Origin of the sequence: Shouchella oshimensis (assembly GCF_004375095.1) — a bacterium.
GTDB classification, from domain to species: domain Bacteria; phylum Bacillota; class Bacilli; order Bacillales; family Bacillaceae_D; genus Shouchella; species Shouchella oshimensis.
Map to the genome: position 1 here is coordinate 458,180 of NZ_SNUX01000001.1, position 18,357 is coordinate 476,536.

Consider the following 18,357-nt stretch of genomic DNA (forward strand, 5'->3'; position numbering starts at 1 on the left):
ACTTATACAAAAAAAAGAAAGCCATCGGAATGGCTTTCTTTTTATTTTGAAGCTACTTTTTCACCTTTGTAAGAACCACACGCTTTGCAGACACGGTGAGATAGTTTATACTCTCCGCAATCTGGGCATTCTACCATACCTGGTACTTCTAATTTAAGATGTGTACGACGCTTGTTTTTTCTTGTTTTAGATGTTCTTCTAAATGGAACTGCCATGTTTGTTACACCTCCTTAAAATTAAATCGAAGAAAAGCGATTATTTTTCATCGAAGAATTTCGCCAAGTCAGCAAGTCTTGGGTCTATCTGGTCACTGTTCTTCTCGTCTGAAACCAATTCCCAATCCTCCCCAGAAGAAGGAGCAGCTGTTTCGGTTGGTTTATCAGCGAACACTTGCATAGGAATCTCTACAAGAATACGCTCTTGTATCATATGAGATAAATCAATCACATCGCCAGAATACGTAAAGACATCTTCTTCATTTAAATGAGAAGGTGGCATTTCACCTTCTGGTACATAGTGAGCTTGACCCTTTATTTCATATGGCCATTCGACGTCCGCTAACGTTCGGGAACAAGGTAAAACCAAATGCCCCTTTACGACAAACTGAAATGTAAACACATTTCTATTTGCAGTTGCTGTCCCTTTTAAGGAAACAAGACTTGCGGCACGAACATCCTGGTGTTCTTTTAATTGATCTTCCAACAGTACATTTTCATCAAAATGAAGCGATTCATATCGCGCTTGTTGAAGAGCTTGAACGGTCCATTTCATGTATCCTCACCTCATAGGCAACAAAAATTATTATAAGTCTCAACGACTCGAATGTCAACCTTATTTCTTTACAGTAAAAGCCGTTTATTCCGAGCCATTATTCTTGTATAATGTAGCCAAAGACGCCTACTATGTAGTGTATCATGTGAATGTTTTCTATGCAAAAAAAGGAGGAATGTCATGAAAGCCGTTGGTCTTGTCGTTGAATACAACCCGTTTCATAACGGTCACCTTTATCATGTTGGCAAAGCAAAAGAGGACGCTGGAGCGGATGTAGTCATTGCGGTTATGAGCGGCTCGTTTTTACAGAGAGGAGAGCCTGCCCTCGTTTCAAAACATGTCAGAGCAGAAATGGCGCTTCAAGCTGGCGTTGACCTTGTTGTTGAACTCCCTTATGGCTATTCCGTTCAGACTGCTCCGTACTTTGCAGAAGGGGCCGTTCGCCTGCTAACAGCATTACAATGTGCGAACCTTCATTTTGGAAGTGAAGAAGGCGACATTGACCGATTTCTTCAACTTCTTGCTTTTATGAAGAAAAACGATCACGCTTATCAGCAACAGACAAAAGAATTTCTAAAAAAAGGCTATGCTTATCCGAGAGCGAGCGCAGAAGCATTTGCCCTCCTTCACGGTTCAAGTACGCAGCTATCGTTAAATGAGCCAAACAATATTTTAGGCTTTCATTATGTTCAACAAATAGATGCTCAAGCATCTTCCATGGAGCCATTAACAACCTTACGCATCGCAGCAAGCTACCATGATGAGAATATGGGGGAAGGAACGATTGCCAGCGCAACAAGCATTCGTAAAGCATTGTTACATAAAAAAAATGTGGAGTACGTCCTCCCTGCTTCAACAGCAAGGTTACTTGACCACTATAAACAAAGTCATGGCCATGTCCACTTTTGGGAAGACTACTTTCCTTACTTAAAGTATCAAATCCTCACGCGAACACCTGCTGAGCTGAAACAAATTGCTGAGTGTGGAGAAGGATTAGAATACCGATTAATTGAAACAGGAAGGCAAGCGAATTCCTTTTCCGATTGGCTATCACGATTAAAAACAAAACGGTATACGAAAACGAGGTTACAACGCTTATTTGTTCATTTATTAACAAACACAACGAAAGAAGAAATGGCTACAGTTCGGAGTGGTCAGGAGAATCATTATATTCGTTTGCTCGGTATGAGCGAAACAGGAAAAAGCTATTTGAATCAAAATAAAAAGTCATTCGCCTTTCCAATTGTGACACGAGAATCCGAACTAAAGCAGTTTGGCGCATTAGCCTCATTAGACCAACGAGCAACAGCCTGTTATTGGTTAACAAAACCAGGTGCTCTTCATTCTGAGGCGATGAAGCAAGAATTTCAAGTCACGCCTCTTTTATTAAAAAACAGCTAGCATCTTCATGCTAGCTGTTTTCCTTAATCATTCTGCAACGTCTCAAGAAAGGCTATTGCCTCTTCAAAAGTTTCGATCGGAACGATTTCCATATCTGTATTGATTGACTCAGCCGCTGCTCGTGCCTCTTCGTAGTTGTTTCCATTTTTCGGAACCAAGAAATAATCAGCACCCGCACGATCAGAAGCAACTACTTTCTGATTTGCTCCTCCGATTGCACCGACTTCTCCGTCCTCATTAATCGTACCCGTTCCAGCAATTTGTAATCCACTCGTTAAATCAATTTCTTCTAGCTGACTATAGATTTCTAACGCAAATATTAAACCCGCTGACGGTCCACCAATAGCACCTGCAGCAATGTCTACTTCTGGTGAAAACGTCGCTGTCCGAACAGTCTCCACAGAGACGCCAACGCCAACACGTTCATCACCTAAGTTTAGCTCATCAGGAAAAGTCGAAAAAGCTAAATTTTTCATCAGTATTTCATCATCCCGTTCAAATGTCATCGTAACAATGTCGCCATCAGAGTAAGCAGCTAGTAAGTCTATAAGCGCTTCACTTGTGCCTACTTCTTCCCCATCGACATGGGTAATAACGTCACCTGGTTCTAGTTGATCAGCTGCTGACATCCCCTCTGTTGTGCCAACGACATAGACACCAGAATAGTCAATCTGCACATCTCCCTTGTTCGATGCACGAAACGCAGCAATTTTTGCATCGTCCTGTGAATGTGCCATTAACAGTTGCTGTCTCTGATTGTATTCTTCGTCCGTCATTCCTGAAGGAGCTGGATTTAACGACCGAAATTCACTAAACAACGACCAGAATAGTAATGCCGGAGTCGCTTTTGCACTCCGAACCGTCGTTAACATAAACGTTCCTTCATCGTCTTTTATTCCGCCTTCAACTGTCACCATCTCTTCAACAGGTTCTGCCATTCCAGGTTGACTATAATAGTAAGGAAGCTCAAAACGAACAATCAAGAAGAATACAATAATTAAAACGACCCATTTAATCCATGGAAACGACTTTCGTTTTTGTTCCATTCTTTACCTCCATTGTTTCATTCTTTCTAAGATGTCGGGTAGAAGTTCTCGACATGCTCGTTCACCTTGTTCGATTAATCGTTCGGTTTCCGAAAAATCGAGAGGGGACGAGTGTTTGATAATTGGTCGAACCATAACATCTCCCTGTTCTTTTTGTTTACGTGCTAATTCTCTACCCATTATGTCCATCGTTTGCATGACAATTTCATGAATAGAAGGAGATTGTAAATGTGAACGAAAAAAAGATACATCCACACCAAGAACAATGTCGGCTCCCATTTCACGGACAACGGATACAGGCACTCTTTCTACAACGCCTCCATCTACAAGAAGCTGATCTCCCCATTTTACCGGAACGAAAATGCCTGGAATAGACATACTCGCACGAATCGCTCTTGCCACATCTCCAGTATCGATGACCACTCTATTGCCTGTTAACAAATCTGTGGCAACGACTCGGACTTCTTTATGTAGTTGATGAAAGTGCATCTTTTTTGCTAAGAGTCGCACGAGACTTTCAATTCGATCGCCAGCGATTAAGCCTTGGCGTGATACGGTAAAATCTAAATAAAACTTATTTTTAAATAACCTTGCAAAGCGTTCCATATGTTCAATTGAATGACCAACTCCGTACATAGTAGCAACAAGAGCCCCCATACTGCTTCCTGCCAAGTAGTCCACTTTAATCCCTGCATCTTCCAACGCACGAAGGACGCCGATATGGGCAAACCCACGTGCTCCACCAGAGCCTAAAGCAAGTCCAATTTTAGGGCGTTTTGCTTCCAAAAAAGCTCCTCCTTTACTTGTAAACGAACACGTATATACGTTTTAATCTTATGGTCTAAACCTAAGTGTTATGCGTATATTTAAAAGGACATGCTTTTATCTACTAGTTATTATAAAGGAGTCCTGAACACATGCTTGAAGCGCGACAATCATCTCAACTAAAATCAGCATTATTTGCAATAGCAACCATTGTTTTCGCTTCATCTCTCGTGTTTTTCCCTAAAGAAGCGCTGGAGGCCTCGACAAGAGGGTTAGACATGTGGTGGAATGTTGTCTTTCCTTCTTTATTACCATTTTTTATCGTTTCTGAGCTTTTAATTGGCTTTGGTGTTGTCGCTTTCTTAGGCGTGCTTCTTGAGCCACTCATGCGTCCTCTTTTTAAAGTTCCGGGTATTGGTGGATTTGTTTGGGCTATGGGTCTTGCTAGCGGAAATCCAGCTGGCGCGAAACTAGCTGTTCAGATGCGAAAACTTGGGAAGATCTCACAAATTGAAGGTGAACGTCTAGCTGGCTTTACTAACTCGTCAAATCCATTATTTATTTTCGGCGCAATCGCTGTCGGTTTTTTTCATAACCCAGCTTTAGGCATGATCTTGGCACTCGCTCATTATATTGGCAACATCGTCGTCGGCTTTCTATTTCGTTTTCATGGTAAAAACATGAAAGAAGTGCCCCTCACCCGGGGACCATCATCACTAAAAATCATTGACGCTTTCTCCGCGATGCACCAAGAGCGACTAAAGGATGGTCGTACGTTTGGCAAACTAATTGGTGATGCTGTTCGCTCTTCCATTGAAACCTTACTTTTAATAGGCGGCTTTATTATTTTATTTTCTGTATTAAATCAGCTACTAAGCCTTCTTGGTATACTTTCGCTAATTGCTGCTAGTATTAGTATGTGTTTTGCCTTCATTGGCCTTTCACCAGAACTGGCATATCCATTTATTTCTGGTTTATTTGAAATTACTATAGGTGCTCAAATGATTAGTCAAACAACTGAAGCGAGCTTCTTATCACAACTCATCGTTGTTTCCTTTATTCTCGGATTTGGTGGTTTTTCGATTCAAGCACAGGTAGCAAGCATCTTAGCAGAGTCAGATATTCGCTTTCGTCCTTTTCTCTTGGCTCGTTTTCTTCAAGGATTAACAGCGGCTTGCCTTGTTATTCCTCTGTACTATCTTTTTTATGAGCCGCTAACAGATGAAGTGAGCAGTGGTGGCGTGCGTATCCCAGCCTCCATCGAACAAGGATGGCACTATTTTCTTCATGTCTCACCTTACATCACATTTAGTTTTCTTTGTTTGTTTATTTTACTAAAAACCATGCATCTAAGAAGAAATTCGTTTAGCCGTTAACGGTATACGCTTTTTTTAGTGCTTGTGCAACTGGTTCTGGTACGAGACTCGATACGTCACTACCATAACTTGCAGCTTCTTTCACAATGCTTGAGCTTACATAGCTATATTCCGGCTTTGTCATGAAAAAAAGTGTATCTACTTCTGGAACAATCGTTTTATTCATAGCTGCAATGTTTTCTTCATAATCATAATCCGTACTAGAACGTAATCCTCTTATAATAGCCGAAGCACCATTCGTTTTTGCATATTCAACGAGTAAACCTGTAAATGGTTCCACTACAATATTTGGAATGTGCGCCGTCGCTTGTTTTAAAAGAGCGACTCGCTCTTCTAGTGAAAAAAGCGGACTCTTTTTATTATTGACAGAAACAACAATGATTAACTCATCAAACTGATTAGCAGCTCGCTCAAATAAATCAACATGGCCATTCGTCACCGGATCAAAACTACCTGAGCTAACAGCTCGCCTCATAGTCATTCACCCTTTCATAAATTGTTATTTTCGTCTCTCCATATTGCTCTGTTCGAATGATTTGAAGCGTTGGAAAAGAGGCTAGTTCACTTGATGAAGCTGTTTCACATACAATGAGCCCACCTTCTTCGAGTACCCCACTTGCATCAATTTTTGCCAGCGCTTCTTTTATGTACAACTCCGCTTTTGCGTAAGGCGGATCAATAAGCAATAATTGAAACGTTTCCCCTTTACTTATTAATGCTTGGAGGCCCCTTAAACTATCATTTTTAAACACAGATGCTCGCTCATTTAAGTTTGTATGGCTTAGATTTTGACGTATCGTTTGAATAGCTGGATGTTGAGCTTCAATAAACACACACCGATCCATACCACGACTCAAGGCTTCAATTCCTAAAGCACCGCTTCCGGCAAACAAATCAAGTGCTTGTCCTCCATCAAAATACGGACCAATCATATTAAAGATCGACTCTTTCACTTTATCTGTTGTCGGTCTTGTCTGTTTCCCTGGAACTGGTTTCAACCTTAACCCACCTTGTTGACCAGAAATCACTCTCATATTCTCACCTTACCCTATCAATTAATGAATACATGTATAAAGCACGCAGCTAGCGTACATACTAAGTCTAGCAACACAGTACGTGTTGCGACAACCGCGGAGAAGACTTACATTTCCCCATAAGATCTTCCTCCGGTTTCTCCTCTCCCATTGCCATGTGAGATCATGGCAAGGCATTCTTCTTTATGAAGAATGCCTTTTTTTATCGACACACATCAAAAGTCATGATATGATGCAATCGATTCTTTCAGAAGGAAGTAGGAAAAACAAATGAACCAACGCGTTATAAAATTAGGCAATGGTTACGCGGATTTTTTTGAATTAATGGAACTTGCTGTAACCAATCAATCTCGTTTGATCGCTTGCTTCCAATTAGAAACATTAGATGACAGGATCTCACTTGGCATCGTTTTAAAACCTGCTAAGCACCCTTCTACGTTTATGCCGATCTACCTTTGCCTAGAGGGCTTTAAACGTGATAGTAAAAGAGTACACCAATTTCAAGAGTTTGCAAATCAAGAAGGTCATACGCTACATACTGTTGCGGTGAAGCCTTTGAATCTTTTCTATGATGATGAGCAGTATGCTCGCTATCTAATCGGCTTGCTTCGTTCTCAACGAGTCCTTCCACCGATGGGGTAAAAAATAAACCAGACGAGCGTCTGGTTTAAATGCCTAACTTATAATCGTATTCTTTTGCTTTATCTGGTTTAGCATCTTCAAACTCTGTATTCACAAACGGACGCATGGACGGCTTCACATCGGTTACAAAATGAAACGATTGTAGTTTATTTGTAATGTCATCTACTTTTGCTTGGTCGCAATAGAACACAACATATTTCATTTTTTTTGATACATATTGGACATGACCAAAGCGCCGTAACTGCCTTGCATATTTTAGTGATGTAAGCCAAACAACAATCCCTTGACGACTTGGACTTATCATTTTTTTATACCCCTCTTTTAAAGTTCATCCAACCTTATTTTACCACAATTTTCTTTTTTTATGCAAAAAGAATGTAGCTGCGTTAGCCGCAACTACATCCACCACCAGAACCACAGCCACCACTACAAGACATCGAGTCAAAGAATGGATTTCCAGTTGGTACTTTTATAGATGGCGAAACCATAGACGCTAAGACACCACTTAATTCATTTAGTAAGTCTTCAAGCTCGGTCTCTGCTTTTTTAAATTGAACGACAGATTCGTCCCGATCAAGCTCTCTTTTAGCCATTCGAATATCCGCTGAAACAGTCTTAAAATCAGGGTGGTACTTACCAAACCGCTGTACTTCCTCATGAGAAACTTTCAAGGTTGTAAACCGTTCAATCTTATATTGTGCTTCTTTATCTTGATTAAGGCGATCACGCGCTTCAATATACTGGGAGAACAGTTCTGATTGAAGAATAATAGAAGCCAGTTCATCAGAAGCATTTAAAAGTTCTACCGTATCTAATGTTGCAATCACAGCTGCACCTCCTCCACTTTATTGTATCATGGGTATTTAGTAAATCGAAAGGTTTTTTTCTAATTGACAAGAACGATCAACTTCCCTATAATTCTTTCGACACATACTGGAGGAAGCTTACATGAATCTTATTACTTTCAACCCTTTCCGCACGATAGGGATACCTGGCATCGATTATGTGAAGCCAGAAAATATGTTTAAAGAGCAAAGCCGGATTGAGCAAGCCGACCTATGTTTATTTCCAGAAAATTGGCAAGTGAATAGCCTTGTTTATGGGTTGAAAAAAAGGATTTTTCCAAGCATCGAGAGCATACACCTCGGCTACAACAAAATTGAAATGACAAGGGCTATGTGGACGGTTTGTCCTGACCATGTTCCATATACAGTCATTCTAGGCTCTAGCCCAAAAACCATCCAAGATGTTCTTGAAACATTTCCATTTCCTTTCGTAGCAAAAACAACCCGTTCTTCGATGGGAAGAGGCGTATTCCTCATTCAAAATGAAGTGGACTTCCATGCTTACGCTACCAACCATGACGTTCTGTATGTACAGGAATACATCGAATCACACCGAGATTTACGTCTTTGTTTAATTGGTAATAAAGTTGTAAACAGTTATTGGCGAGAAAGCAGCGGTTTTAAGAACAATGTAGCTCAAGGGGGCGTCATGACTTTTACAGATATTCCGCAAGCAGCCATTACGCTTGTGGAAGAGGTAGCAAGCCGTCTTTCTCTTGATCACGTTGGCTTTGATGTCATTGAACGAAATGGACAGTATTATATACTCGAATTCAATACATTGTTCGGCAATCAAGGCTTTCTTGCACAGGGCATTCGCGTAGAGGATTTCATTTTTGACCACTTAAAAAGTCTGTAACGAATTAATTCGTTACAGACTGTACAGTTTCGGACACCGTATTCGAGCCCATCTTAATCATTTCCATTAACATTACCATCATGCTAACGTTATTCTGCATTCTTTCTACCCGCTGAGGGAATGTTTTCCCATAAAAATAATTCGATTCTTTTTCCATTTCCGCTAAACGCTCTGGATTTCGAGATAAATGCCGATACCATTCTGGATGATACCGCATGAACTCACGGATCTTTTGATCTTGCATCATTTTTGCGCGAATGTCTGCTCTCATAACAACTCCTTAATCTCGTCGAAACGAAAACGGGGAGTCACTTTCTGATCGACGAGTAGGTTCTTGAGGTTTTTGGAACGTTTGCATTAAGTTCTGTACATTCCCAAGTACAGAGCTAAATTGCGTTAAATGGGATTGCAAATCTTGCACATTCATCTTTTTCACTAACCCCATTAGTTGCCCAAGAAATTCTCCTGTCCCCACTGAACTTGCCTCTTCACTTGTATCACTAGTAGATTGATTTGCTTCAACACGCTCTTGTTCTTCTTGCTGACTCTCTGCTACATGCTCTTGCTGAACGTCTTCTGTATACAAGAATGGCTGCCATTGCTCATGCTCTTCTCCTAATATCGACCATTCTTCATAGATGTCTTGCAACGTACGCTTGCCATCCTTCACTTCAGTTACTAAACCAGGATGGTTTTTCACAAAGACTTTAAACTCCCGAACTGAAGGATGCAGATTGGTCGGATTCGTCATCTGTTTCATCCCCTTAATTAGACTTCTGTATGATTAGTGTATACAACAGTCTGGTCCAATGTTCATGTTTTTTTGCTATTTAATCGTGACTTTTGATAAACTAAGACATGTGCGTAATCTAAGGAAGTGAAAAGGTGAAAACAGTGACAGTAGAAGAAAAGATCCAAGCATTTTTGAACGAAGCATCTCCAGAGGAAAAAAACGTTTTTGAACAAGTTGTTGATGGTTTTATTGCCAAACAACAAAAACAACAATTAACTTATCTATCGGGTATCACACAAGCAGAAGCATCGACTCCTTCAAAGGATACATTCTCCATCCGTGTTCCCATCACACCATTAATCCATAACCCTTTATCAATTGTTCACGGCGGTATGACGGCCACACTACTTGACTCTACAATGGGTGGTGCCGCTATGCAATCGTTACCGGATCATTTAACAGCTGTAACGTCCCAATTAAATATTCATTATATGCGACCTGGTGTTGGCGAGTACCTTGAATGTTTTGCAACAGTTGTTCATTCCGGTAAACAATTGATTGTTGTAGAAGGAAACGCCTATAACAATGAGAAGAAACTAATTGCCAAAGCAACGGGGACATTTTTCGTGATCCCGCTAAACAAATAAACGAGCTTTCTACAGATGCAATAAAAAAACGTCTTAGCGAAACCCTAAGACGTTTTTTTCATTAACCTTCAAATAAGAAGTTCTGAGTGTAATAGGCGTGGTGGACACCGACACCGAGATGAGTAAATTTTTCATGAAGCAGTACAATACGATGGCTATCACTGTTTAACCACCCTTCTACTGCTGCTATTCCGTCTACGTAGTTATAGGCGATATTTTCACCAGCATCCGTAAACAAAACGCTTCCTGCATGAAAGCGATCAGATAATGTACCAAATGTGGGTGACACGTGATCAAAATAATCATCCTTATACATATCCTTACTATGATCCAATGCAACTTTTGCTACCTCGTCAGACCAAACAAATGGTTCTAATTCAAACTTTTTGCGAATTGTGTTCGTGAGCTCAAAAATTTGTTTCTCATTCGCCTTGTCTACTGCTGCAAGTTCGGAAGAGTCTAACACTTGTTTTTCCGGTAACTCATTCGTATACCCAAATGAATAAGGTTGTTGGCTTAAAAGCACTTCATTTGATAGAAGACGAACGCTTGAAAGCTGATTTGTATGCACATCCATATAGAACTGTACCCAATAGTCACCAATCTGTGCTAGAGGACGCATCTTCATATCTTGCTCAGATAGTTGAAACGTATACAGTCCTTGCTCCATTTCCAATGGTATCCGATCTTCAAACAAAAACATTCGATTCAATGCTTCATAGCTATGTTGCTGCTCACCTAAAAAGCGCTGGATCGGAGCACCATTAGCTACAACGGTAGTCACGTTTCCATCTTCAACACCAACAGTTAAATACCCATCGTCAATCGAATTATATACCCATGTATGATAGCCAAATGCAGATGGATCAATGCGGTTTGGCTCGCCTAACCACTCTAAAAGATCTTCCTCACTAGCTCCCATAAGTAAACCAATGTGCTGATTAAATGGAAGATCTGTTTCCTCCACGACTTCATCATCCGTTAGTAAAGCAGGTGTTACCCGCGCCGCGTAGTCCATATGCAAGGACGGTTGCTTTGTTGTAAGAAACTGACCAGCTACCGGCTCTGGAGGAATTTGCCTGTAGTAATAAATGAGGATCACCAACATAACCGTTAAAACCATTAAAAGACTAAGACGCTTATTCATATCCACTGCTCCCTCCTATTCTATCGTATGTTCCTATGCTAGCTATGCATTCACCTTATTCAACTAAACCTTTCACTGTTTGAACAGACCTTCTGAAAAAGTCTGTTTAAACGTTGCATAAGAAAGCGTTTCATACTATGATTAAGAAGTGTGAAACAGCAGTTAAGGAGGAATACTTTTGAAATTCACCGAAACAGGACTAGAAAATCATCAAATTAAATTTACACTTGTACATGACTCAGCAGAATCAGTTGGCTTCGTCCACGCCGATCAATGGGATTACGAGCGCGCTATGTTTGACTACAAAATGGTGCATCACGAAGGCACATTTTACTTGCGAGTTCCCGTTTATGCCGTAAAAGGCGATATTCCTGCTCAATCCACTATCGTTCAAATTATGACTCCTATTCTAGGAAAGCATTATTATCCACATGGTGTTGAATACGAAGGGGAAACATACCCAGATGCAATTGTAGAGAAATCGAAGAAAAAGCTAGAACTATTAGCGCAACGAATTGAAAACGAACTATAAAAAGAGCTGTCCATTGTGACGGCTCTTTTATTAATAGAATCGACTTCCTTCGTTTTAATATCTTTCTTCATTTACGTTAATAATGGTGTAAAGTCGGTATGTACCGTCTGAACCTTCAACTGTATGAAAGCGAACCTCCCGCTCTATATCTTCCACCGCATCTCCAGTCACCACACGTACATGCTCATGTGCTTCGACAAAGTAATCGCCTTCTTCTGGGTCATACCATACATCGTGAACATCTAGCGAAATGAGCTCCTTTTGTGCATTGCTTTTTTGTAAATCATCCTTTAATCGATGAAGTGCATGATAGAAAGATGTATTCGGTATCAAAAAATCATTTTCTAGACGCTCTGTTTGATTTTCGTTAATGGCAAGCAGCATCTCCGCTTTATAATCATGCACAAAAGTGGATAGCTTTTCAATCACTTCTTCATCGGTAACTTCTTCCAACTGTTCCGGTTCATTGTATCCACATGCCGCTAATACAATAAATAGAAGGAACATTGGAAGCGTTCGAATAAGTGTCCGCACAACAAACCCTTCCTGTTCGCCTGTCCTTCATTAGTATACAAAAATCCTAAAAAAAGAGGAACCTTTAATAGTAAGGTGAAATCAAGATGTAAACTAATACACCTGTAAAGCTTACGTAAAGCCAAATTGGCATTGTCCATCGTGCAATCTTTTTATGGCGCGCATTTTCGCCATTCCATGCTCTTGCAACACTTGTCAATGCAAGCGGCACAATGACAGCTGCTAACACAATATGTGTAATTAAAATGAAATAATAAAAATACTTAATGAAGCCATCAGCACCAAACGCCGTTGATTCTGCTAAAAAGTGGTGCGCTACATAGGTAAAGAGAAAGAAAGTAGTAGTCACAAATGCTGCATAGATAAACCGTTTATGGATGCGTACCTTTCCTTTTATAATGGCAATCAATGCACCTACTAAAAAAAGAAACGTAAATGTATTAAAAATGGCATTCATAAGCGGAAGAATGGTGACATCAAAAGCATCAAATCCCTCTACACCCGGTAATCCTGCTAGAATGCCAATCGCACCAATAAGCACGACAGAAATAATAATAATAGCAGGCTTGTAATTTCGTTTTTTTATTGGTTTATTAAAACCGTTGTCCATCCTTGTCACTCCTTAAACGTTCATCTGTTTCTACTAGTAGTATACTACATAAGAAACCCATCCTACACTAACCCTAGTATTTACAATCTAGTGAACATTAAACATAGACAAATCTTCTTGTCAAACTGTCACATTTAAAGATACGTTTTCAGGCGCAAAAAGAAAAACGAGTATGGCGTAACCTCCATACCCGCTTTCCTTTAACCGTGCATCCTTTTTACTCTCTAGTATTTTACAACACCAATTAGCAACATTAACGCAACAATGGTCGGCATTGTAACAAATATACCAGTGATCATAAAGACAGTTGCCCAAGCATGATCTTTATCTTTCATATGCATAAAAAACAGTAGCTGTAAAAGCAATTGAACGATCGCAAGAATTAAAATGAACGGCACCGCAAAATTATTTGGTACTAAGTCAGCACCTACAGCAACAAACGCGAGAACTGTTAAAAATAAAAGTAAGATAAACACAACAAATTGTTTCTTAATATCTCGCTTCATCTCACGTTTTTCAGCTTCCGTAAGTGAACTCTTTTCAAACGGTTTGCTTAAGTGGTCATCAGCCATATTAATAACCTCCTGCTCCCATTAAGTAAACGACCGTAAAGATGAATACCCACACGACGTCAATAAAGTGCCAGTAAAGACTTGCCACATAAAATTTAGGCGCATTTGTCAACGTAATCCCTTTGCCCCAATTGCGGATAATAAGCAAAGTGATCCAGCAAAGACCAAATAATACGTGAGCCCCGTGAAGACCAACAAGTGTGTAGAAAGCAGATGAGAAAGCACTTGTAGTAAAGCCAAATTCATAATCATGGACATAGTGCTGGAACTCATAAATCTCTAAACCTAAGAATACTAAACCAAGAAGGACTGTGATAATCATCCACGTCATCATTTTCTTAAATTGGTTTTTCTTCATCGCAAACATTGCCATGACACTGGTCATCGAACTTGTTAAAAGAATCATTGTCATAATAAAAACAAGTGGTAATGTAAAGAGTTCATCAGAAGCTGGACCGCTTCCAACACCGTTTCGTAATCCTAAATACGTTCCAAAAAAAGTGGCAAACATGATGGTTTCTCCACCAAGAAAGAACCAAAAGCCTAAAAATTTATTTTTCCCTTCAAGGGTAGCTCGCTCCGGATGAGACGGTAAGCCTTTTGTTGTATCGACTGCACCAGCCATATTATTTGCCACCTCCTAGCTTTTTAAGATCAGCTTTAACTACGCTCTTTGGAATATGATAGCCATGATCATCTTTCAATGAACGCATTGCCATGCCACCGAATGTTAACAAGCCACCAAGAGCAACAACAATCCATGGACTCACAATCGGCTCAGACATCTCTAGCATAATTAAACCAAAGCCTAGGAAATATAAACCAATTGAAATGATAACAGGTAGAATAGAACCATTCGGCATATGAATGTCATCAACTGGTTCAGCCGGTTTCATTGTGCCATCTCCGTGTACTTTCTCGTAAAACAATGGATCAAGTGAACGGATTTGTGGCGTTTGAGCAAAGTTATATTCTGGAACAGGTGTTGGTGTTGCCCATTCCAACGTACGTGCATCCCATGGATCATTGATCCCAATAACGCGCTCACCTTTAATCGCTGAGTAAACGATGTTAATAACAAGTACAATGACTGCAGCAGACATAAAGAATGTTCCAATTGTACTAATCATGTTGAATTCATCAAGACCTTGACCGCCTAAATAGGTATAAACTCGGCGAGGCATTCCCATTAAGCCAAGGAAATGTTGAACAAAGAATGTTAAATGGAAGCCAATCGTGAAAAGAATAAAGAACACGATTCCTAATTTTTCATTTAACTTATGGTTAAACATCTTCGGATACCAGTAAAATAATCCAGCAAACAGTGCTAACACAATTCCGCCGACAATAATGTAGTGGAAATGCGCTACAACAAAGTACGTATCATGGTACAAGTAATCTACGGGTGCCATTGCTAGCATAACCCCTGTTACTCCTCCAAGAACGAACGTTGGAACAAACGAAGAAGCAAATAACATTGCCGTATTAAACGTAATTTTTCCGCCCCACATTGTAAAAAGCCAGTTAAAGATCTTAATACCTGTTGGTACAGCAATCGTCATTGTCGCAATCGCAAAGATAGAGTTGGCTACTGGGCCAATTCCTACTGTAAACATATGGTGAGCCCATACCATGAATCCAAGAAAGGCAATAATCATTGTGGCAAAGACCATTGCAGTATATCCGAACAAACGCTTTCTTGAGAATGCTGGAATAACCTCTGATATAATTCCAAATGCAGGTAAAACAAGAATATATACTTCTGGGTGACCAAAAATCCAGAAAATATGTTGCCAAATGACCACGTTTCCTCCTGCTGCCGGGTTAAAGAACTGGGCATCGAAAATCCGCTCTAACATAAGAAGCGCAAGTCCTGCCGCAAGTGGCGTAAATGCAAAGAGAATAAGTGTTGAAGTCACAAATGATGTCCACACAAAAAGAGGTAAGCGCATCATCGTCATTCCTGGCGCACGCATATTAATGATTGTCACTAAGAAGTTAATAGCTGAAATTAATGTACCAATACCAGAAACCTGTAAACCAAGTACATAAAAATCAAGACCAAGCTGTTCTTCATTTAACGATAAAGGAACATAAGCAGTCCATCCTGCATCTGGGCCTCCACCAAAAAACCAGCTTGTTGATAGTAATAAACCACCTGATAAGAATATCCAAAACCCTAATGCATTGACGAATGGAAACGCAACATCTCGAGCACCGATTTGAAGCGGAATCACAAAGTTCATAAATGCAAATAAGAGCGGGGTGGCTGCGAGGAACAACATTATCGTTCCGTGCATTGTAATAAATTCGTTAAACGTTTGCCCGGTTAAAAAGCTATTCTCAGGCATGATAAGCTGAATTCGCATAAAAACAGCCATCAAACCGGCTTTTAAGAAGAAAAGCGTCCCGGCAATCAAGTACATGATGCCGAGCTTTTTATGGTCAACCGTTGTTAGCCAGTCCCAAATGACGCCTTTTTCTTTTTTATAACTAGCCAATCAAGACCCTCCTTTACCCAATCTTCCTTTTAATAATCCGAATCTGTTGGACGCACTTGTAATGAACGTAAGTACGCAATTAAATCTTCCATGTCATCATCACTAATGTCATGTGGTGGCATGTTGTTACCTTGTTTTAACTCTTCAGGGTTTCGAATCCAATTCGCAAGTTCTTCATCGTTATCGATGTCGTACACGCCTGCAAATTTTTGACGATCGCCAAAGTTTGTTAAGGTTGGACCCGTTGCCATACCTTCTCCACCGATTGCATGACAATTAATACATGCATTTTCTTGGAATACTTCATAACCCGCTTCAGCGTTTGCAGCTGTTTCTTCAGCTTCAACGGCAAGCATATCGTCTACCCATTGGTCGTACTCATCACGCTCAAGGGCAATAACTTTGAAATCCATAAGCGCGTGGGAAGGTCCACATAATTCTGCACATTTCCCTAAATAGACACCTGGTTCTTCTGCTTGTAGCCATAAAGCATTTGACACACCAGGGATGTTGTCAATTTTGCCGCCTAGCGCAGGCACCCAAAAAGAATGGATAACATCTTCTGCATTAAGCTCAAATACAACACGCTCTCCAACAGGAATATATACTTCTTGGCCTGCTGTAAAGCCTTCCTCGTAATCAAACTGCCACCAGTACTGGTGACCAGTCACGTTTATGTATACTGCATCTTCGTGTTCAGCTGGATCAGCATCAACATGGAATTCAAACGTTCCTGTTACGGTTGGAATAAATAAAATAATGAGCAATAGTACAGGAATAACAGTCCATGTAATTTCCATTGCTGTATTTCCGTGAACTTGCTTCGGTAGTTCATCATCGCCTTCTTTGCGGCGGAACTTCACGACGATAATGAAGAATATGGCAAACACGATCACTGATACAAGTGTCATAATCACTAATGACAAGATCATGTTGTCATAGATCCATTGTGCCGCTTCTCCCTTTGGATCAAGCGCAGTCAAGTTCTCTTCACCAAGACAGCCTGATAAAAAAACAAGCACTAGAGCTGCAGGTGTTAAGCGCCACAGTAGGTTTTTTAACATGTTCGATTCCCTCTCTTTCTATGTAGTTGTCTTGGTCTTTTCAAACAGCGGCGTGAATGATAAAATGGCTAGTCCGTCTATGAAACTCGAAAACGGATACAACCCTTCTTAAGCTTGACGGAATATGAGGATAAGTCATCACACATATTCTTACATTCTCCCACATATTCGATTATAACCGAAAATGTGGGCGGTTTCATCAAATTCCTTTTGTTCACATGATTTTCACATTTACAATCTTCAAAAATTGTTCGCAGCTGAAAAATTGACTTTACCCTGTACGTTTTCTTATCATGGAGAAAGTACATTATAAGACCCAATACTAACTTTATCATACTTTTTAACAAGTTTATAGAAGGAATGGTGAAACGATTGCATAAAGGACTAAAAAGATTTGGCGTATTCACCTCACTAGGTGTTCTCCTTGTTCTCATCCAAGGAGCAGTTGTAACAAATACGGGCTCTGGCGAGGGATGTGGTCAAACGTGGCCGCTTTGTTTTGGTCAAGTTATACCACTTGATCCACCACCAGAAACGGTTATTGAATTCTCTCATCGCCTAATTGCAGGAATTGTAGGGATGCTCGTTATTATCATGGCTATTTGGTCATGGCGGACACTAAAGCATTTATCGGAAACGAAATTTCTAGCAATTATTTCTGTTTTTATGATTATTTTTCAAGGTTTACTTGGAGCAGGCGCTGTTGTATTCGGTCAATCTGACCTCATTATGGCACTGCACTTTGGGTTTTCAGCTCTCTCTTTTGCATCTGTCGTCTTATTAACAAGACTTGCATTTGAAGACAGCAACCCTAAAAGACATTATGTACCAATTGTTTCTAAGTCATACAAATGGTTCGTTATTGGTACAACGATTTATTCGTATCTTGCCATTTATACTGGGGCCTACGTCAAGCACCGAGATGCAACCCTTGCTTGTTCTGGTTTTCCACTTTGTAATGGAGAGCTGATTCCCAGTGTCTTCCACGATGCAATTGCTGTGCAACTGTTACACCGAGCTGCCGCAATGATCCTTGTCACTTTACTTCTTATCTTATTTGTTTGGACATTGAAAGCTTATAAAAAACAATCCGTCCTAGTTTTCTGTTCGGTACTCACGATTATTCTCGTTGCTGGACAAGCCGCTTCCGGGATTGCTGTTGTCTTTACCCAAAATTCAACACTGACGATTGGCATTTTCCATGCGCTTTTAATTTCCCTTCTCTTTACTGTACTTTGTTACATGGTCATGCTTGTCAACCGACATAAGCAGAGCTAA

Annotated in this window: 24 protein-coding genes; 7 read left to right on the top strand and 17 right to left on the bottom strand. The window is 40.3% G+C overall.

All coding sequences use genetic code 11. The features are described from left to right. Nucleotides 1–41: 41 nt before the first annotated feature. Both rpmF and E2L03_RS02330 read right to left on the bottom strand, forming a co-directional pair. Nucleotides 42–215 (bottom strand): 50S ribosomal protein L32, encoded by a 174-nt coding sequence (gene rpmF / locus E2L03_RS02325; protein ID WP_035395180.1) that lies wholly within the window; start codon nt 213–215, stop codon nt 42–44. Nucleotides 216–255: 40 nt separating this feature from the next. Then, entirely contained in the window at nt 256–771 is a 516-nt protein-coding gene (locus E2L03_RS02330) for a YceD family protein (protein ID WP_134258524.1), read from the bottom strand. Between the two features lie 180 nt (nt 772–951). On the opposite strand from E2L03_RS02330, the gene E2L03_RS02335 reads away from it, so the two are divergent. Continuing rightward, nucleotides 952–2,172, top strand: coding sequence for a nucleotidyltransferase (locus E2L03_RS02335; protein ID WP_055735816.1), 1,221 nt, complete (start codon nt 952–954; stop codon nt 2,170–2,172). A gap of 23 nt (nt 2,173–2,195) precedes the next feature. Here E2L03_RS02335 and E2L03_RS02340 read toward each other — a convergent pair whose 3' ends face one another. Next, nucleotides 2,196–3,218: a SepM family pheromone-processing serine protease gene (locus E2L03_RS02340; RefSeq protein WP_038481000.1), complete on the bottom strand. Its 1,023-nt coding sequence runs from the start codon at nt 3,216–3,218 to the stop codon at nt 2,196–2,198. Between the two features lie 3 nt (nt 3,219–3,221). Then, on the bottom strand, nt 3,222–4,004 hold the full coding sequence (locus E2L03_RS02345; protein WP_038481003.1) for a patatin-like phospholipase family protein: 783 nt from the start codon (nt 4,002–4,004) through the stop codon (nt 3,222–3,224). A 131-nt stretch (nt 4,005–4,135) separates the two neighbouring features. Here E2L03_RS02345 and ylbJ point away from each other — a divergent pair, with 131 nt between their 5' ends. Beyond that, a complete protein-coding gene (gene ylbJ / locus E2L03_RS02350) occupies nt 4,136–5,359 on the top strand; it encodes a dipicolinic acid transporter SpoVV (RefSeq protein ID WP_124742251.1) in 1,224 nt (407 codons plus the stop codon). Here the strand turns inward: ylbJ and coaD are convergent. Continuing rightward, nucleotides 5,349–5,834, bottom strand: coding sequence for a pantetheine-phosphate adenylyltransferase (gene coaD / locus E2L03_RS02355; RefSeq protein WP_038481009.1), 486 nt, complete (start codon nt 5,832–5,834; stop codon nt 5,349–5,351). The two genes, ylbJ and coaD, sit on opposite strands and share 11 nt — an antisense overlap. Then, the gene (rsmD, locus tag E2L03_RS02360; protein ID WP_095150416.1) at nt 5,818–6,393 is read right to left on the bottom strand and encodes a 16S rRNA (guanine(966)-N(2))-methyltransferase RsmD; all 576 of its coding nucleotides are present in this window, start codon (nt 6,391–6,393) and stop codon (nt 5,818–5,820) included. The genes coaD and rsmD overlap by 17 nt, the downstream gene beginning before the upstream one ends. A gap of 270 nt (nt 6,394–6,663) precedes the next feature. Between rsmD and E2L03_RS02365 the strand changes: the two genes are divergently transcribed. Beyond that, nucleotides 6,664–7,035, top strand: coding sequence for a DUF7147 family protein (locus tag E2L03_RS02365; RefSeq protein ID WP_038481015.1), 372 nt, complete (start codon nt 6,664–6,666; stop codon nt 7,033–7,035). 25 nt (nt 7,036–7,060) lie between these two features. Here the strand turns inward: E2L03_RS02365 and E2L03_RS02370 are convergent, their stop codons facing one another. Both E2L03_RS02370 and E2L03_RS02375 read right to left on the bottom strand, forming a co-directional pair. Further along, nucleotides 7,061–7,339, bottom strand: a complete 279-nt coding sequence (locus tag E2L03_RS02370; RefSeq protein WP_038481018.1) for a YlbG family protein — start codon at nt 7,337–7,339, stop codon at nt 7,061–7,063. Nucleotides 7,340–7,421: 82 nt separating this feature from the next. Next, a complete protein-coding gene (locus E2L03_RS02375; RefSeq protein ID WP_038481020.1) occupies nt 7,422–7,862 on the bottom strand; it encodes a YlbF/YmcA family competence regulator in 441 nt (146 codons plus the stop codon). A gap of 121 nt (nt 7,863–7,983) precedes the next feature. On the opposite strand from E2L03_RS02375, the gene E2L03_RS02380 reads away from it, so the two are divergent. Next, nucleotides 7,984–8,739, top strand: a complete 756-nt coding sequence (locus tag E2L03_RS02380) for an ATP-grasp domain-containing protein (protein ID WP_134258525.1) — start codon at nt 7,984–7,986, stop codon at nt 8,737–8,739. 4 nt (nt 8,740–8,743) lie between these two features. On the opposite strand, the gene E2L03_RS02385 is transcribed toward E2L03_RS02380, so the two are convergent. Beyond that, a complete protein-coding gene (locus tag E2L03_RS02385; RefSeq protein ID WP_038481027.1) occupies nt 8,744–9,010 on the bottom strand; it encodes a YlbE-like family protein in 267 nt (88 codons plus the stop codon). A 9-nt stretch (nt 9,011–9,019) separates the two neighbouring features. Beyond that, complete coding sequence (locus E2L03_RS02390; RefSeq protein WP_038481030.1) at nt 9,020–9,490, bottom strand: YlbD family protein; 471 nt, start codon at nt 9,488–9,490, stop codon at nt 9,020–9,022. A 134-nt stretch (nt 9,491–9,624) separates the two neighbouring features. Between E2L03_RS02390 and E2L03_RS02395 the strand changes: the two genes are divergently transcribed. Next, nucleotides 9,625–10,119 (top strand): PaaI family thioesterase, encoded by a 495-nt coding sequence (locus E2L03_RS02395; RefSeq protein WP_236702366.1) that lies wholly within the window; start codon nt 9,625–9,627, stop codon nt 10,117–10,119. 61 nt (nt 10,120–10,180) lie between these two features. Here E2L03_RS02395 and E2L03_RS02400 read toward each other — a convergent pair whose 3' ends face one another. After that, a complete protein-coding gene (locus E2L03_RS02400; protein WP_095150417.1) occupies nt 10,181–11,266 on the bottom strand; it encodes a CAP domain-containing protein in 1,086 nt (361 codons plus the stop codon). Nucleotides 11,267–11,444: 178 nt separating this feature from the next. On the opposite strand from E2L03_RS02400, the gene E2L03_RS02405 reads away from it, so the two are divergent. Beyond that, entirely contained in the window at nt 11,445–11,798 is a 354-nt protein-coding gene (locus tag E2L03_RS02405; RefSeq protein WP_038481033.1) for a YugN family protein, read from the top strand. Between the two features lie 54 nt (nt 11,799–11,852). Here E2L03_RS02405 and E2L03_RS02410 read toward each other — a convergent pair whose 3' ends face one another. From E2L03_RS02410 to coxB, 6 genes are all read right to left on the bottom strand, one after another. Continuing rightward, nucleotides 11,853–12,332 (bottom strand): TcaA NTF2-like domain-containing protein, encoded by a 480-nt coding sequence (locus tag E2L03_RS02410; RefSeq protein ID WP_055735809.1) that lies wholly within the window; start codon nt 12,330–12,332, stop codon nt 11,853–11,855. 64 nt (nt 12,333–12,396) lie between these two features. Continuing rightward, nucleotides 12,397–12,942 carry a DUF420 domain-containing protein gene (locus E2L03_RS02415; protein ID WP_038481039.1) on the bottom strand — a complete coding sequence of 182 codons (546 nt, stop codon included), beginning with the start codon at nt 12,940–12,942 and terminating at the stop codon, nt 12,397–12,399. Between the two features lie 224 nt (nt 12,943–13,166). Next, on the bottom strand, nt 13,167–13,514 hold the full coding sequence (locus E2L03_RS02420) for a cytochrome C oxidase subunit IV family protein (protein ID WP_038481042.1): 348 nt from the start codon (nt 13,512–13,514) through the stop codon (nt 13,167–13,169). Between the two features lies 1 nt (nt 13,515). Continuing rightward, entirely contained in the window at nt 13,516–14,139 is a 624-nt protein-coding gene (locus tag E2L03_RS02425) for a cytochrome c oxidase subunit 3 (RefSeq protein WP_038481045.1), read from the bottom strand. Between the two features lies 1 nt (nt 14,140). Further along, entirely contained in the window at nt 14,141–16,015 is a 1,875-nt protein-coding gene (gene ctaD / locus E2L03_RS02430; RefSeq protein ID WP_038481047.1) for a cytochrome c oxidase subunit I, read from the bottom strand. Nucleotides 16,016–16,044: 29 nt separating this feature from the next. Beyond that, nucleotides 16,045–17,079, bottom strand: a complete 1,035-nt coding sequence (gene coxB / locus E2L03_RS02435) for a cytochrome c oxidase subunit II (RefSeq protein WP_038481050.1) — start codon at nt 17,077–17,079, stop codon at nt 16,045–16,047. A 363-nt stretch (nt 17,080–17,442) separates the two neighbouring features. Here coxB and E2L03_RS02440 point away from each other — a divergent pair, with 363 nt between their 5' ends. Next, nucleotides 17,443–18,357 carry a COX15/CtaA family protein gene (locus E2L03_RS02440; RefSeq protein WP_309546695.1) on the top strand — a complete coding sequence of 305 codons (915 nt, stop codon included), beginning with the start codon at nt 17,443–17,445 and terminating at the stop codon, nt 18,355–18,357.